The organism is Bradyrhizobium sp. 482_C4_N1_8, assembly GCF_052075965.1.
GTDB lineage: Bacteria > Pseudomonadota > Alphaproteobacteria > Rhizobiales > Xanthobacteraceae > Bradyrhizobium > Bradyrhizobium barranii.
This window is the reverse complement of the sequence record NZ_CP197231.1, coordinates 2,579,938-2,594,918: the sequence shown is the minus strand read 5'-3', so window position 1 is coordinate 2,594,918 and position 14,981 is coordinate 2,579,938. Positions and strand designations below refer to the sequence as shown.

At 60.3% G+C, this 14,981-nt stretch carries 13 protein-coding genes and 6 pseudogenes; 12 read left to right on the top strand and 7 right to left on the bottom strand.

The annotated features are described in order from the left end of the window. Window positions 1–52: 52 nt before the first annotated feature. Window positions 53–427, top strand: coding sequence for a nuclear transport factor 2 family protein (locus tag AB7Z56_RS12020; RefSeq protein WP_063981897.1), 375 nt, complete (start codon window positions 53–55; stop codon window positions 425–427). 84 nt (window positions 428–511) lie between these two features. Here AB7Z56_RS12020 and AB7Z56_RS12015 read toward each other — a convergent pair whose 3' ends face one another. Next, complete coding sequence (locus AB7Z56_RS12015; protein WP_085405589.1) at window positions 512–733, bottom strand: hypothetical protein; 222 nt, start codon at window positions 731–733, stop codon at window positions 512–514. A gap of 629 nt (window positions 734–1,362) precedes the next feature. Between AB7Z56_RS12015 and AB7Z56_RS12010 the strand changes: the two are divergent. The 3 genes and pseudogenes from AB7Z56_RS12010 (at window position 1,363) to AB7Z56_RS12000 (ending at window position 3,733) form a co-directional block, all read left to right on the top strand. After that, window positions 1,363–3,050 (top strand): annotated as a pseudogene (locus AB7Z56_RS12010) (aspartate:alanine exchanger family transporter). A gap of 115 nt (window positions 3,051–3,165) precedes the next feature. Then, a pseudogene (locus tag AB7Z56_RS12005) lies at window positions 3,166–3,484 on the top strand (dienelactone hydrolase); the annotation flags it as partial. Between the two features lie 30 nt (window positions 3,485–3,514). Next, window positions 3,515–3,733, top strand: a complete 219-nt coding sequence (locus AB7Z56_RS12000) for a hypothetical protein (RefSeq protein ID WP_187387978.1) — start codon at window positions 3,515–3,517, stop codon at window positions 3,731–3,733. An 82-nt stretch (window positions 3,734–3,815) separates the two neighbouring features. On the opposite strand, the gene AB7Z56_RS11995 is transcribed toward AB7Z56_RS12000, so the two are convergent. After that, window positions 3,816–4,967 (bottom strand): AI-2E family transporter, encoded by a 1,152-nt coding sequence (locus AB7Z56_RS11995; RefSeq protein ID WP_084795347.1) that lies wholly within the window; start codon window positions 4,965–4,967, stop codon window positions 3,816–3,818. Window positions 4,968–5,128: 161 nt separating this feature from the next. On the opposite strand from AB7Z56_RS11995, the gene AB7Z56_RS11990 reads away from it, so the two are divergent. After that, window positions 5,129–5,725, top strand: a complete 597-nt coding sequence (locus AB7Z56_RS11990; protein WP_354100670.1) for a GNAT family N-acetyltransferase — start codon at window positions 5,129–5,131, stop codon at window positions 5,723–5,725. Between the two features lie 400 nt (window positions 5,726–6,125). On the opposite strand, the gene AB7Z56_RS11985 is transcribed toward AB7Z56_RS11990, so the two are convergent. After that, window positions 6,126–6,746 (bottom strand): hypothetical protein, encoded by a 621-nt coding sequence (locus tag AB7Z56_RS11985; protein ID WP_371498122.1) that lies wholly within the window; start codon window positions 6,744–6,746, stop codon window positions 6,126–6,128. A gap of 166 nt (window positions 6,747–6,912) precedes the next feature. Then, a complete protein-coding gene (locus AB7Z56_RS11980; RefSeq protein ID WP_080586686.1) occupies window positions 6,913–7,104 on the bottom strand; it encodes a hypothetical protein in 192 nt (63 codons plus the stop codon). Between the two features lie 135 nt (window positions 7,105–7,239). Between AB7Z56_RS11980 and AB7Z56_RS11975 the strand changes: the two are divergent. The 4 genes and pseudogenes from AB7Z56_RS11975 to AB7Z56_RS11960 all read left to right on the top strand — a co-directional run. Then, a pseudogene (locus AB7Z56_RS11975) lies at window positions 7,240–7,584 on the top strand (outer membrane protein); the annotation flags it as partial. 1,353 nt (window positions 7,585–8,937) lie between these two features. Further along, a complete protein-coding gene (locus AB7Z56_RS11970) occupies window positions 8,938–9,417 on the top strand; it encodes a PH domain-containing protein (protein ID WP_231142771.1) in 480 nt (159 codons plus the stop codon). A gap of 306 nt (window positions 9,418–9,723) precedes the next feature. Next, window positions 9,724–10,053: a DUF3551 domain-containing protein gene (locus AB7Z56_RS11965; protein WP_346283407.1), complete on the top strand. Its 330-nt coding sequence runs from the start codon at window positions 9,724–9,726 to the stop codon at window positions 10,051–10,053. 289 nt (window positions 10,054–10,342) lie between these two features. Continuing rightward, entirely contained in the window at window positions 10,343–10,564 is a 222-nt protein-coding gene (locus AB7Z56_RS11960; protein WP_038946060.1) for a hypothetical protein, read from the top strand. Between the two features lie 116 nt (window positions 10,565–10,680). On the opposite strand, the pseudogene AB7Z56_RS11955 reads toward AB7Z56_RS11960, so the two are convergent. Further along, window positions 10,681–10,893, bottom strand: a pseudogene (locus AB7Z56_RS11955) (SOS response-associated peptidase); the annotation flags it as partial. Window positions 10,894–11,156: 263 nt separating this feature from the next. Between AB7Z56_RS11955 and AB7Z56_RS11950 the strand changes: the two are divergent. Next, window positions 11,157–11,343 (top strand): annotated as a pseudogene (locus tag AB7Z56_RS11950) (hypothetical protein); the annotation flags it as partial. Between the two features lie 740 nt (window positions 11,344–12,083). Here AB7Z56_RS11950 and AB7Z56_RS11945 read toward each other — a convergent pair. Beyond that, window positions 12,084–12,347, bottom strand: a complete 264-nt coding sequence (locus AB7Z56_RS11945) for a hypothetical protein (RefSeq protein WP_085398219.1) — start codon at window positions 12,345–12,347, stop codon at window positions 12,084–12,086. 260 nt (window positions 12,348–12,607) lie between these two features. Between AB7Z56_RS11945 and AB7Z56_RS11940 the strand changes: the two genes are divergently transcribed. Together AB7Z56_RS11940 and AB7Z56_RS11935 are read left to right on the top strand one after the other, a co-directional pair. Next, on the top strand, window positions 12,608–12,874 hold the full coding sequence (locus AB7Z56_RS11940; RefSeq protein WP_135217305.1) for a hypothetical protein: 267 nt from the start codon (window positions 12,608–12,610) through the stop codon (window positions 12,872–12,874). Between the two features lie 147 nt (window positions 12,875–13,021). Then, window positions 13,022–13,776: pseudogene (locus AB7Z56_RS11935) on the top strand (outer membrane protein). A gap of 89 nt (window positions 13,777–13,865) precedes the next feature. Here the strand turns inward: AB7Z56_RS11935 and AB7Z56_RS11930 are convergent. Beyond that, on the bottom strand, window positions 13,866–14,549 hold the full coding sequence (locus tag AB7Z56_RS11930; RefSeq protein ID WP_038945731.1) for a helix-turn-helix domain-containing protein: 684 nt from the start codon (window positions 14,547–14,549) through the stop codon (window positions 13,866–13,868). Window positions 14,550–14,981 lie beyond the last annotated feature (432 nt).

Sequence of the window (14,981 nt, the reverse complement as noted above, 5' to 3'; positions counted from 1 at the left end):
CAGTCCATCTAAGTCCCGCGCCGGGAGCGGCGCGGCTGATGATGGAACCTCCATGCCTATTTCGAGGGATGACTTTGACCCCGTTGCCACAGTTGTAGACTGGCTCGACGCCTGCCGGCGTGGAGACGTCAACGCGCTGCTCGATCTGTATGATGAGCGAGCGGTGCTTGAATGCGCCTGCGAAGGCGTCAGCCTGACTGGGCGAGAAGCAATCGCTGCCTACCGGTCACCTAAGCTCGAAACGAAGCGAGTACTCTCATTTTCGCTGGACGACGTGAGCCTGACGGGCCACGGCGTTCAAATCGACTATCAAAATTACGAAGGCAAGCCGGCTCGCGTTTATTTTCGGTTCGGTGTCTCAAACAAGATCATCTACACAAGCTGCGCACCCATGGCTCGGGCGGCCGCCCGAAGCTCCGTCAACTGAGATAACGGTCCGCGCGGCCGCAGAGTTGCGGCGATTGTAGCTCTATCGAGCAGTCATCAGCCCTTCGGCAGACACTCCGCTGCTTCACTTCACCTTCGCTGCTTCATCGAGACACTTGTAACCTGAGCCGCCGCGCGCCATGCACTGGTCGAAGTGTTTTGTCTGCCGCGCTGCCGTTGGTCCAGCAGGCTGCAGCTTTCCGTTCTTATCGACGCATTCGTACAGCAAGCCGGGTGTGCGCAGCGAGCAGGGCATGCACGACTGCTGGGCTTGCACCGCGCCCACTCCGACCAGCAGCAGCATCATCACAAAACAGCTTTGCTATCACATCAAAGGGGGCCGAATCGATTCGCACGGAGTCAAGACGCTGTGAATAGGTCGAATAACTGCGGGGTGTTTCCCCCGGACTCCGCGTGGCGCGCGAATCTCTTGTAGGGTGAGTAGGTCAGGCGAACTTGATTCGTCTGATGTCCGAGGCAGCTGGCGGCCGACCGGCGTGCGATGAAACGGTTCACGTCATGGCCGCCCGGCTGACGATGCGGTCGGATGCCCTTCCTTTGGATCAGACGGTTGCCCCGCGTTGCCCTCTCCGAGCACGCTGTCGAGCGATCGGACGGCGCGTTCATAAACGGGCCTCGTTGAGGTCGGCTTCGCGGCCAGGCAGCAGGGTTAAGGGAGCGATCACAGCGATACCAAGCTCCGTCCATGCAGACCAAGCCGGTAGACCCAAAGCAGAACACGACTGGTACCCGATCGTCGCGGTGCGCCGACGAAGCAGTGACGATGTCCATCGTGCTCATGTCCGAGACGTCGACTGTCCCGAATCCTGCACGGCTCAAAAGGCGAAGGCGTGCCGTCGGCGAGGATTGATCTAGATCAAGCGTCGCCGGGTTTCACGATTCAGATTCGGCGCAAATGGCTGGAGGGCATGCGCCATGGATACCGTCAGGTGGATGATCTCCACCGCTCCGGAAATCTTCCTGCTGCTTTCCATCGCCATCGGCACGGTGCTGGGCCGAGCCAAGATTCGTGGTTTCTCAATCGGAACGACAGCCTGCATACTGGTGGTGGCCGTTCTTATCGGTCAGCTCGGAACCTTTACATTCCCGTCGCTGCTGCGCGTGCTTCTGTTCAGCCTGTTCGTGTTCACGATCGGCTACCGGTCCGGCCCCGAATTCTTCGCCTCCTTGAGCATCCGCACCCTGGCGCAGGTCGCCATGGCGCTCGTGCTCGGCGGCACGGGTCTCATCCTCGTTTTGATATTTGCATTCGCGTTCAAGCTCGATCCGGGCACGGCCTCGGGACTTGCCGCCGGTGGGCTGACGCAATCTTCCATCATCGGCACGGCGTCCGGAGCGCTCGCGCAAGTCGGCTTGTCCGGTGATGCTTTGAAGCAGCAAGAAGCAAACATCGCAGCTGGATACGCCGTCACCTATGTCCTCGGCTATATTCTCACGCTCCTTTACGTGCCGTTTGTCGCACCGAAACTGATGCGGATCGATTTGAAGGCGGAGGCGGCGAAGCTGGAGGCGGAGCTTGCCGGCGGCAACCCGCCACAGAGTGAAAATCTGCACTATCGCAAATTCCAGGCGCGCGCCTACCGGGTATCGGCCGCCGCGGGACGCACGGTCAAGGACGTCGAAGAGGAAATCGGCAGCCGCACTGTCGTCGAGCGAATCGTGCGGCAGGGAGCCGATATCGAGCCGCGCCTCGACAGCATCCTCGAACCCGGCGACGACATCGTCGTCGCCGGGCGAACCGCTGCCCTCGTCGCGGCAAAGCCGATCATCGGCAAGGAAATCGATGCCGACGAAATCCTGAAGGCAATTCCGGGCAATGTGATCGACGTCCTCGTCGACAGCCGCCATCTCCATGGCCGATCGATCAAGGAGATCGCTGAACGCGTCGGCAACGACGCACGCGGCGTCTATCTCCGCACGCTGACCCGGATGGGCCGCGAGGTCCCGTTGGGCCCGGACACCCGCGTCTATGTCGGGGACGTCATGACGCTCGTCGGCAGCACTCGCAACATCGAGCGTGCCGCCACGAAGGTCGGGCAGATCCTGCGCTCCGGCGACCGCGCCGACATCGCCTTTCTCGCAACCGGCATCGCCGCGGGCCTCCTCGCGGGTCTCGTCAGCCTCAGGGTCGGCGGCATCCCGCTGACCTTGGGCGGCGGCGGCGGCGCGCTGATCGCTGGCCTCGTCTGCGGCTGGATGCGGTCGCGCCGGCCGACCATCGGAGCGTTACCACGCGCGGCACAGCAGACACTGAGCGATCTCGGGCTCGGTGGCTTCATCGCAGCCATCGGGCTCGGCAACGGAGCCGCGGCCTGGGCTGCGATACAGGCGCACGGGGCGTTGCTGGTGGGCATGGGCCTGGTCGTCACGCTGGTGCCGCTGATCGTCGCGACACTGTTTGCGCGCTATGTGTTGCACATGAATCCGGTCATCACCTGCGGGGCGCTGGCCGGCGCCATGACCGTCGTGCTGCGGTGACCGGAGCCTGCGAAGTCGCCGAGAGTCAGACCCCAGTACTCGGCGTCGCAGTGCCCTACGCCATCGGCAACGTCGTCCTGACTGTGCTCGGCCCGATCATCGTGGCGCTCACTTATACCGGCTGACGGAGGCGACGATGCGTACGCAGTTGGCCGCAATCTTCCGACCGCTCTTGACGGCTTTGGTTCTCCTTGCCGCCTTCGGCTTGCCGGCCCTCGCCGAAGACAATGTCCGTCTCCAGCGATCATCACCTTTGCAGCAGGTCGCGGCGGTCGCGTCGACGGCAAGCCCAACAACAACTGCGCGCCGGACAGACTGGTCGAAGCGACCGCGGATTTCGGCCCTACCTCGCGGGTGCCATGCTGTGGTTCTATATCGAGACGTTCTTTGGCCCGGCGTTGTTGAAGCGCATGCATGAGGCTTTCACTGCGGCCGGCGGCAGGGCCGATATCATCTGATGCCGCCCTTCGGCAATGAGGGGCATTTCTTCGTCGGCTCGACCGACACAATTCCGATGTGGTCACCGCTCGTCGAAAAATCCCTCAACGCGCATAAATAGTTACGGAGGGTGGCGCCTGGAGACGCAACCATGATCAACGCCCCTTCAACGCCATGGCCCGGGCACGCTCGCACCTTCCTGTTGATTTTGTTCGCAGCGGCCATTGCCGGACCAGCTTCGGTCCAGAACGCCGCGGCGCAAAAGCAGGCCTCTGAGGCGAAGCCCGCCGAGATCGCCCCTCGCGGGCAGCGCGGAGCCAAAGACATCACCTTCGGAGACTGGCAGAAGCTCTATGTTGATCACTGTTGATCACGCTGATGACGGTGCCGAGGAACTGGACTGCCATCGCGTGCTCCCATGGCGGACTCGGCCATGCTCCTGGTTTCGTCGGTCAGCGATTGTTATCCGGCGAAGGGGATGATGAGACGCCTTGATGCAGATCAAGAGAGCGCGGCGGCCCATAGCCAACATCTCCCCGCTGCGGAGCGCGTTCGGTACGGATCCAGGCAACCGTCAGCTCCCAAGCCACCGACAGAATGATCGGTCCGATGAAGAGGCCGATGATGCCGTGGACGAGGGTTCCCCCGATCACCCCGATCAGGATGACGAGCGCGGGTGTGGTCAGGCCTCGCCCCATGACGAGCGGCTTTAGGATGTTGTCGAGCACAGATACGATCGCGAGAAACACCGTCAGCAGAAGCGCGATCGGGAATTCCTTGTCAGTCCAGATCCAGATAATGACCGGCAGGATGACGATCGTTCCGCCGATCTGCACGATCGACAGCAATAGCACCACGAACGCCAGTAGTCCCGCGCTGGCGATACCGGCCAGCTTGAACCCAATGCCGGCGAGCAAGGATTGGACGATCGCGACGCCGATCACACCCTGCGCGACCGCACGGATGGTGGTACCCGCGAGGTCCAGAAAGTGCTCGCTCTGGTCGGGCACGATCTGTGACAGAAAGTCACGACCCGCGGCCACGAGTTGCGGGCCATATGGAAACACGACGCCAGCCACGACCACGGACAGCAGGAACTTCACGGTCCCCACACCGGCATTGCCGGCAAATCCGAGCAAGGTCGTCGCGAAGGGCTTGAGATACGGCACCACTTCGCGCAGAAGCGAACGCAGATTGGTCGAGGCCTGATCCCAGAGATCGAAGAGCCGAGGCCCGACGAGTGGCCAATCCTTGATCGATTGAGGTGGCGACGGAACCAACACCTCGCCGGCGGTCATTTGGCCGGCAAGATCCCTGATCCCGTCGACTGCGCCCATGCCGAGCCACGTCGCGGGCCCAATAACAACGGCGAGACTGATAAGGGTTAGGATCGCTGCCGCAAGTTTCGGCCGGTCGCCGAGGATTTTGGCAAGGCGCTGAAACACCGGATTAAGCGCGACGGCGAGCACGACACTCCAGGCCAGGATTGGCACGAACGGACGGATCAGGAGCAGTGTCCAGACGATCAGGACCGCGAGCAACCCCAGCCGGATCACAAGCTGGATGACCTCGTCTCCGAAGATGATCTGGCGGAGTGTTCTCACGGACGCGCCTTCAGCCTTGGCCACGCATGTTGCGGGTGAGTGAGCTAGTTCCCCCTCTCGCGCGGAGGTCTTGATCCAGATCAAGCGACCACGACCGGCCGGGAGGCCCTTGGGCGGGATCGGGCAAGTGCGTCGCCCGGCCTCTCGACACCGGAGTCCGCATGTCGGTCACCAGTGCACGAGAGCACTTGCGCGACGGCAGTCCGGTCGAAGTTCGCGCGCTTCGGCCGGAGGACGAGGCCGACATGCTCGCCGCACTAGACCAAGCGAGCCCGCAGTCGTTGCAGCGCCGATTTTTTGCGATGAAGCGCCATTTCTCCGACAAGGAGCGCGCCTTCTTCATGGACGTCGATTTTAAGAATCAAATCGCCTTGGTTGCGCGCGCGGAGGAAGCAGGCCGGAAGGCTGTGGTTGGCGGCCGCCGATATATTGTCTCCGAGCCCGGCCGGGCCGAGATGGCTTTCATGGTGGTCGATGCATGGCAGGGGCGCGGCGTTGGCTCGATGCTAATGCGGCACCTCGTCGACATCGCGAGGGAAACGGGACTGAAGGAATTGACGGCGGAAGTCCTGCCCGAGAACACATCAATGTTGAAGTTCTTCGGCAGGTTCGGGTTCAGGTCGGCTGCGCGGCGAGATCCACAGACAGTCCTGGTAGCATGCTTTCCATGGGATTTTGCCCTCCCCCGAGGCCGCACCAAGTTTCCGTTGCAGGGACGCGCGCGCAACCGATCACTCCGCAAGCGCGCGATAAACTGACGCGTGGCCTATCTTGAGGGCCTTTGCAATGGCAGACGGGCCAGCGCCGCTGGCCTTCATTTGCCACTGTGTTCGCCGTATTGGTTGGCGGCTGGATGTTCCGCTACGAGCCAATCGGGCAAGGCTTCGAACACAGAAACCGCTTCACGGGCGCGACCAGTAGAGTTTCCTTGGAATGCTGGACAGATAAAGATTAGGCCGCCACTTGGACATTGCTCCTCCGCGGCCGCCTCAGTTGGCGGCCTTTTCGGTTAGGCGAGACTGGCCGAGCAGTGCGGCCCCGTGTGTATGCCGCCATCGCGATACACGTTACGCGACGCGCTCATCCCGTCCGGCTCGTTGATACGCCATCACGCAAGCTCGGATGGCACCTCGAGTTTGGCCCGCCATTTCCCGGGGTCTACCGGTCGGCAACCAATTGCACCGTTTGACGTCCACCGTTTAGCGCTCTGAGTTTGTTTATGTATTCTTCAGGCTTCAACAAATGGAATGGAGCCTTCAAACCCATAAAACTCGCTATGCGACCGATGAAATTGGTGCAGTTGGTTGTTCCCGCGTTCCACACCGGCGAGGTCGCCTGAAGACGTTTGATGTAAGCAAATACCTTTTTGGCGTCAGCCTCATTCAAGTAGACTCGATAGCTGGCTGTCAAATATTGCTCATCGAGGTCGCCGTAGCTCGCGCCCGTTTCAGAAGGCACAAACATGAGATGTCCCAATACGTACGGCAGTGTGTCGCCTGCTGGATGCAGGCCGGCAACTTCGACCGCCCTTTGGCTCGTCTTGCCGTACCAGACAAATGCGTGTCCGTAGGATGCAGCAGTGCGGGCACGAAAATCAACGTAGTAGGGTCCTTTAACTGAAGATACCCGGGCCGGCTTTGCATCCGACGTGGCTGGCGGGCTGCCTGGCGCAGCTGCGGCCGTTTTCGTAGCGGAGTTGATTGAGGTCTTGGGGGAAGTGTCCGGTCGCTGCTGAACATCAGCACGCGCCGCGAGTTGCTGTGCACTAGCGCTTCCCACGGAAGCCGCAAAGATTGCGACTCCGACAATAAATCGCAGATCGCGGTATTCCCAGATCACCCTTGCCACGTTCAACCCTTCTTGGGCCCAACACAGCCCAAGCTAAACATTACTGGAGGTGAACGCCTCCGGCCCCGACGGGCCGAAGGCGCTTCAATCTTCGGGATTAGCCCTTGGTGACTAACGGAGCTGGCGCCGGAGCCTTGCCGATCGGGTATTTGCCGACTGGAGTTTTGCCGACGGGATATTTACCAACCGGCGCGGTCTGGACGACGGGCTGCGGACGAGGCAGATCCGCGGCAACTGCCGCTCCCACCAAAGCCAAAGACGCAGCACCCGCAATTACGAATTTCAGCATCAATCTCCCCTGAAGTTGCCCACTACCCCTTACCGAATCTGACCCTAGCCGGACGCTCTACCCACACAACAAATAGATGCCGGTGCGGACAGTCGCGCGATCCCTTTTTTGGCGAATGTTGCAGAAGGGGCACTCTACGTGAAGGGCGGCGCCGCCGTGACGCGCAAATCGATTCGATATATTCAACAACATCACCGGGGTCGGCCTGGCATCGGCAGGCCACACACGCTGGGGCGGCGCCCTCGGTGTCGGCTGGGAGTACGGCTTCACGCCCAACTGGTCGCTCGGTATCGAATACGACCATCTCTGGATGGGGCGTCATAATGCCAGCTTCGCAGGCGTGGTTACTCCCGGAGGGTTCATCCTCACCGGCAGCGGGGTCAGCCAAGATGTTGACATGGTCACGCTTCGGTTGAATTATCGCTTCGGTTGAATTATCGCTTCGGTGGATACGGCGCACCGGTCGCGGCCAGATACTGATCTCACCCACCTTCGCAAACCAAAGCCCAGGCTCGCCGGGGCTTTTTTGTAGTTATGAATTTTCTGGCCTTTGCTACCTTGCGGTGGCCGCGTGCCGTTCTCTTCCAGTCTACCCCTGTGAACGGACATAGTCAGACCGCCCCGGCATGTCTCACACGGGTTTCTTGGAGTGTTCTTGCCACGCAACTCCGCGGATGAGAGAAAGCAGGCCGAAGCCGCTATGGTCTGGAGTTGGCCCCGACCGTTCACGACTAAGCCAGTGGCTGGAAAACTGGTGCGGCTTGCCGGTGTCCGGTAGCCCGGCGCTGGCGGCGCGCTGTAGGGCCTTCTAATGGCCTCACCCTTGACGCCTGTTCTGTGTCGTCGTGGCGACGGATGCCTAGCACAGCGAAATGACGCGACGTGCCAACTCTACGAACCCACAGACCAAGAAAAAGGACGTGGTGTGGCTCGCGCTCAACAGTCGCGCGCCATCCGCTTCAACGAACACCTGACCGGCGGCGGCCCGACGATCTTCAAGCACTTCTGCCAGATGGGGCTGGAAGGGATCGTGTCGAAGCGGACGGCGGACTATCGAAGACGTGGCTCAAGTCGAAGAACTCGGCGAGCGAGGCGGTGCGCCGGGAGCGCGTGGAGGATGGCGTTAGTCTCGGCGCACCCCGGCCTTCATAATTCTGCCCAAATGGAAAACCCGACGAAGGCGAGTACAGCCACGCTGAGAACGATAATCGCAATCGCCCCCACTTCGATAATGGAAAGCCGTCTTGCCATGCGCCAATTTTTTCGGCAGTCGAGCGACAGCGTTGATCTGGATCATGTGCGGCGACCATCACACCCAGCAGCCGCTCCATCAGCGGCTTCGGGCAACCTTGATTGCAGAATGCCGCTAGTGACAGTTTCGGGTCGTCTCAGCCTTCGTGGTTGCACCGCTTAAGCCATCGGCGCGCTAGCAAGTCATTCCGGTCGCACATCTGCGGACGGCTCGACGGGTATGGCGGACGGTGGTTCTTGCGACGCACACACCGTTAACTCGTGTCCTACCCGCGCCGCAGGCAGCAGCGACTTCAGTGATCATGCCGTTGGGCGGAGGAGTAATCGGCGCAGGTGTCATGGCTTGCGCCGATACTGCGACCGATAAGGCGAAGCCGGCAATAGCAATCAACCTGATCATTCTGCACCTCCCTTAACCGTCCAAACATCCCGACCTCTCACGGCAGGGGATGGGTCCGGCTCTCGTGTGAAAGCATGCGAGCTTCCGGCGCTGGCCGTTGGAAGGCTTGAGATAGATCAAGGTCTTTCTCCGTTTAAAATGGCGCATATTACCGCGGTGATAGGTAAACTCCGGGTAGGCGTATGGGGCGCTATATCGACGAAATCCTACAGCCTGGCGAAAGGGTGCTGTATTCGACCAACGAACACTGGGTGTACTTTCTGCCTGCAATCGGGGCGTGGATCGCGGCGGTCGCATTTCTGGTGCTGTGGCGCTTGGTCGCCGTCGACGCGCTGACGTTGGTTTACTTGGTATTGGCGGCGGTCGCTGGGCTTGCGGCCTTGTACTGGACGGCGACGGCTTGGTTCCACCGCTGGACCACCGAGACCGACGTTACCAACATGCGGGTCGTCCACAAGGCCGGTTTCATTAAGAGGCGGACCTTTGAGATGCGCCTCGACAAGGTTGAGAGCGTCGATGTCAATCAAAGCGTTCTTGGCCGCCTTTTGAACTATGGCGACCTCACCATTCAGGGCGTCGGCGAGGGTACGCAAACCATTTCCACCGTTAGTTCGCCTCTCGCGTTTCGCAGCGCCATCACGACAAGACCGGTTGGCACGTAAATCGCGGCATGGTTTGACAGCCGCCGCCCCAACAACGCCCCCGGAGCCCCCCCGCGCTGGCGATTTTGCGGCGGCGCTCGCGGGGGATCCGGTGGCGCTGCGGCTCTGGCTTGACCGGATTACCCTGCCCCAAAGATCAACTCGTGGCGTTCGCGCTGCCGCCCATCAATCATCGTCAGCTTTCCGCGCGGAAACCCATCTTCGCCCCTCATTTGGCGAGCAAGCCCGAGGTGGCGCCCGCTGCAGCGTTGAACCACCACAGCCGTAGCCCCAGCCACTCGCGCGAATGTGAATTGATCTGAAGCAATGGGCTTTGTCTGGCTTCGATACGCTGATGCGATGGAGTCGATCCGTAAGGAAATTCTGATGCGCATTCCAACTTTGGCGATTTGGGCAACGATCTCGGTTTTGGCGGCCGCGCCAACTCAGGCCCAAACATATGGCGGGAATGCTCCGATCTGCCTACAACGTTGGTACTGGGGCGGAGGCGAAACTTTCTACTGCGGCTATAGCTCGATGGCGCAGTGCCACGCCAATGCATCGGGCCTCTCCGCCATGTGCGTTACCAATCCATATTTTGCAAACGCACAAGTGCCACGGGAACCAGCCTATCGGCAGCCTCGTCGCGCCTACTAGATCGGACAGGGGCGCGACGACTCGGGTTGAGATGGCTGACGCCTCTGGAGAGCCCGCCCCTCGATCCGATCTCGCACGAGCCGCATACGCTGGCGCTGAAGCGAAAATCCGCTGATTGGAGGCCTGCGGCGCTGTAGGTGCATCGATCTGCGACAACCAAACGACTGCACGGGTATGAAATCCGGACAATTCTTGATCTTCAGTGTGACCGCGGCCGTAAAGAGGCCAAACGGACCCAGCGTCCTTTGGCAGTCATCTCACTGTTGTCAGCGTCGGCTACACGACCGACATGAGCTACGATCCATCCACGATAGCCACATTGCGCCGCGCGTTGGACGAGGTGCTGCTTGACGCCCGTTTCCATCAGCGGAAGTCGGCTTCGGCGCTTGAAATTGCTGAACATCTTCTGGCGCGTGCGGCGGACGGAGAACGGGACCTAGAGCGCCTGAAATGCTCGGCTTTCAAGAAATTAATCGGCGATGCCGCGCGCTTGCCGAGCTGGACTGCGTAGCGATCTCAAGACTCTTGCGGGCAGCTCTTGGGGATCGGTAAGGTCGATCGACGGCAACTTTCACTTGACGGCCTTAGTTCTCCTTCGGCGCCACGCGCCACGATCCTCAGCGCGTCATCCGGCAGCGGACGTTGCTCGGAGAAGCTGTTAGCCGGGACAAGGCGGCGGTTCTCCGGCTTCAGGCAGCCTGGCCAGTGCGGTGACGGCATTGCGGATGTTGGTGACCGGTGGCCCGCCGAACTTTGGTGGCGGCGGCATGCCCCAGCGCATCATGGCCAGCTCGCGGCCGGTGTCAGTGTTGCCGGGTAACCCGGAAACACGACCGGCATCGGTGCGAGGTTGCCGGCATAGCGGTTGACGACGCGAAACAGCGCGATGATCGCGGCTTGGTTGGTTGTGATGCTGTAGAGGTTTCACGTGCGCTTTGCGGACTACCGCTTCTTAAAGTCCGTTAGCTTGCGCATGTAGTAACCCTGTCTCTGAACGGCGAGCTTAATGTCCTCGCTGACGCTCGCTACTTCTAGCGCAATGCCCACCCGGCGGTGAGGCAGAATTCTTTCAGCATGGGGCAAGCCAGTAATGGAGCAAATTCATGAAAAAGATGCATCTAACAAAACTTGCAATTGCGGGCTCAACTGTCGCATGCGCGGCACTGTTCTCGTTTAGCTGGTCTGAACAACGCGGTGTCTCTATGTCAGTCGAGAGTGCCCAAGCACGGGTCGGTCGACCACTGACCCCAATGAGCGTTGCAGGTGTTGCTCGCCTGCAAGACCGACGGGCTGCGTACCGGTATGGAGCCGAGGTAGTCGGCGCTGGCGTCGCCGGCGCGGCCGCCGTCGGCGGCGCTGCTGCTGTGGCGGCTACATCGCCCAACTGGGGATGGGGAGGCGGCCCTTACTACACAGGCGGAGCTCGGGCAGCCAACGCCTACTATGCGGCGTCCACGGCCAGCTCCAGCAATGGCTGGTACATAACTCCTACCGGCATGGCCTGCACATCGGGGACTTTGGTCGCAGGCACCAACGGTTTGCCGTTCCGCTGCCCGTAAAACACACGCGAAAGCCGGTGAAGCGGGCATCGACTTCGGCGCGTCAGCATACCAGCGACGTTATGGCACCCTGATCTGCTGCAGACTAGCGGAATTGATCGCACGCCCGGCACACCGAGTCAGCAAGGAGACGACTAGGAGGCGGTCCAAACGGCTGCCTCCTGATCAAACTCTTTCTGATTCTGCACGCGGATTGATCTTTCCTTTCAAAGGGCACCAACGGAGGGTGACGGTGATCAGGTTATTGGCTGTCCATCGCGATATCGATGCAGGTGATGCCACGTGCGGCGATTCAACCAGACGGCTTCATCACGCATTGGAAAATAGATGACAGCAATTTGGTGGCCTGCTCCTGAAGCCGAGAAGTCCCTCGAAACGAAGACGCTCCATGGCCGAAAAGTTGTGTTGAATGCTACCGCGGGCCACGATGTTGGTTTATGCACCAAGGCTAGGGGCCCGCCGGCAAATCCTCTATCGACGCACTCCGACGCGATTAACGCCGCCATTGGCATTACCGCCGACGTTATGACGGACTGCAGCGCGCGCAACGGGCCGTGGCCGGAGGGCAACGCCAGCCCGGGCAACGCAACCCACCGGATAGTCGACGTACTGGCAATACACGATCGCGCGGGCCGGTGATGGAGCAAGCGTGGCCCCTGCAAGTCCCAGAAGTGCGCTGGCAGCGATTCCTGTAACCGTCACTGACTTGATCGAAAGTCGCATCTTAGCCTTCATGATGTCCTCCTAAGGGTAGCAGAAGCCGCATTCCTACGGCTTACGATAGCGTGTGCCCGGACACATGAGCGACATTGACGTACATCAAGGGTGAACTGGGCTATGCGTTAACTCCGTCGAACATCCTCCTTGTTCCCTACCGCCCGTCGCCTGGTTTACTGACAGCACCAACCGCGATCTTGATTCAGATCAACCAGCTTCATGATACCCGCACCAAAACAAGAGACCGACTGGGCTAGGGCAGTTAGTTGGTGCGTGCGATGACGCCGACTTGGTATGTCACCTTCGAGGTTCGTAAACGCGGCACGCTGCCGAAGCAGCGGAGCCCTCGGGAAACAAGGACCTTCGCTACGGAAGCAGAGGCCAAGGCATTCGTTCGTGCAAAGCTCGACGAAGGTCTCGTTGTATTTGCGGGCACGATCAATCCGCACGTCCCCAGGCAACTCATTCCGTCGCCCCGCATCCAAGCTTGGCTTGTCGATGAACAATGGAACGCTGAGCGAGATCCAGGTCCCGACGCGGAATAAGCACGTTCCCGTGCACATACACCGCTCTCAAGTGTTGCCATTTTATTACGGGCTTAGGTCTCATCGCTTTAGACTTGTGGACGTCGGGCACTTCATAAGAGCTCGCGTTCTCTGAACGAAAGAGCTCTGAGCATGGGGATATGGACGATGAAAAGGCTTTCGATGACTCCGCTCAGTCTCGCAGCGCTGAGCATGACGGCGCCTGCCATGGCCGCCGATATGGCCGTCAAGGCGGCGCCGCTGGCACCGGTGGTGGCGATCTACAACTGGAGCGGATTCTACATTGGCGCCAACGGAGGCTGGGGGCAGAGCCATGGTTGCGTGGATTTCCTGACGCCCGCCGGGACAGTCGCAGGTGGTTGCGCTGATCGTTCGGGCGGCCTTGTTGGCGGGCAGATCGGGTACCGCTGGCAAACGAACCAGTCTGTGCTCGGCTTGGAGGCGCAGGGCGACTGGGCCGAGATCAAGAACACACGCGTCAGCTTGATCGATCCATTGATCTCAACCACAGGCAAGATTGATGGCATTGGGCTGTTCACGGCTCAATTCGGATGGGCATGGAAAGCGTCGCTGTTCTATGTGAAGGGTGGCGCTGCGGTGACGCGCAATCGCTTTGATGTCTTCAACAACCTCACCGGAGTCGGCCTGACTCCGCAGGTCACACGCGCTGGGGCGGTGCCCTCGGTGTCGGCTGGGAATACGGTTTCTCGCCGAATTGGTCGTTCGGCATCGAATACGACCATCTCTGGATGGGGCGTGACAACACGTCCTTCGCGGGCGTGGTCACGCCAGGGGGCATCACCCTTCTCGGCAACGGGGTCAGTCAGGATGTGGACATGGTCACACTTCGGTTGAACTATCGTTTCGGCGGTTATTCGGCACCGGTCACCGCTCGCTATTGAACCGTACTTCCGCGCAGATTAGAGGTCCCGGCATGGCACCGGGGCCGCTCAATTAGGAACGGCAAAGGGTCTTCGCTTCGACCCGGCTGTCAATTCTGACGATCGAAGCCGGCGAGTTGCTGCCGGTCCAACAGTACGATCTGGCGGTGGGTGGCACCGATGAAGCCGAGGATGCCAAGCTTGCGCAGATGCGATAACGCCCGCGAAACGGTTTCCAGCTTGAGTCCAAGGTAGTCCGCGATATCACGCCGTGACATTGGCAGTGCCAAAATGCCGGCGTCGGTGAGCCGCTCGTCCATCTCAAGGATGAAGGCCGCGACGCGCTCGATCGAAGTTTTGCGTCCAAGGAGCAGCATATGGTCTTCCGCATGCTTCAGATTGCTGGTGGTCATGCGGAGCAGATGCTTGGCCAGCGCGCCATCACTGCCGGAAATTACATCGAGATTCTGTCGCCGAATGAGGCGAACCGTCGTGTCCACGACGGCTTCTGCCGTAGAACGGTGCAGGCTTCCATTCTCCAGTCCGAAGATATCGCCGGAAACGTAAAAGGCGCCGATTTGCCGGCGGCCATCACGAAGCAGCTTGTAGCTTCGTACCGCGCCTGACTTGACCTGATAGACATAATCGGCGGGTTCCTTTTCGCCGTAGATCTTGTTGCACTTCCGATAGGTAAGTTGGCTCAGGCTGACGATCGGATTGGTTTCGGTCGGTATCCCCAGTTCGCAAAGGGAGTGCGGATGAGGCACCGACACTGAGGTGATATGCATCAGCATTGGACCCATTCCTTAATCTTGTGATGATGGGCCTGGTAACCGTGCAATTCCGGTGCCGGGTTAGGGGCGTGCATGGTGACAAGATTTTCAGGGATAGTGCATTCTCGGTATTGTCCTAAAGTTCATTGCACCAAAGAACAACAATGCCCGAATTTGGATCTGTTTGGTTGCGGCGCTGCGGCGCAGAAATCTGCCATCGGTCTGCAGCTTAAGACCGGCGCTACGGTGATTGTTGGTGGACGTGTTCAATTTGCTCCCCGACGCTTCCCCAATCCGAGAGCCTGAACACGCCGGTCGCGGCCGCCTGCGGAGTGGGCAGAACGCGGATCAACGGCGTCTGCGTTGCAAGGACGACGATCCGCCAAACCCGGCGTGCAGTGCGCAGGTGTCTCCGTTGGCAGGGAAATGTCTGTGCGATGTACGAATAGGAGC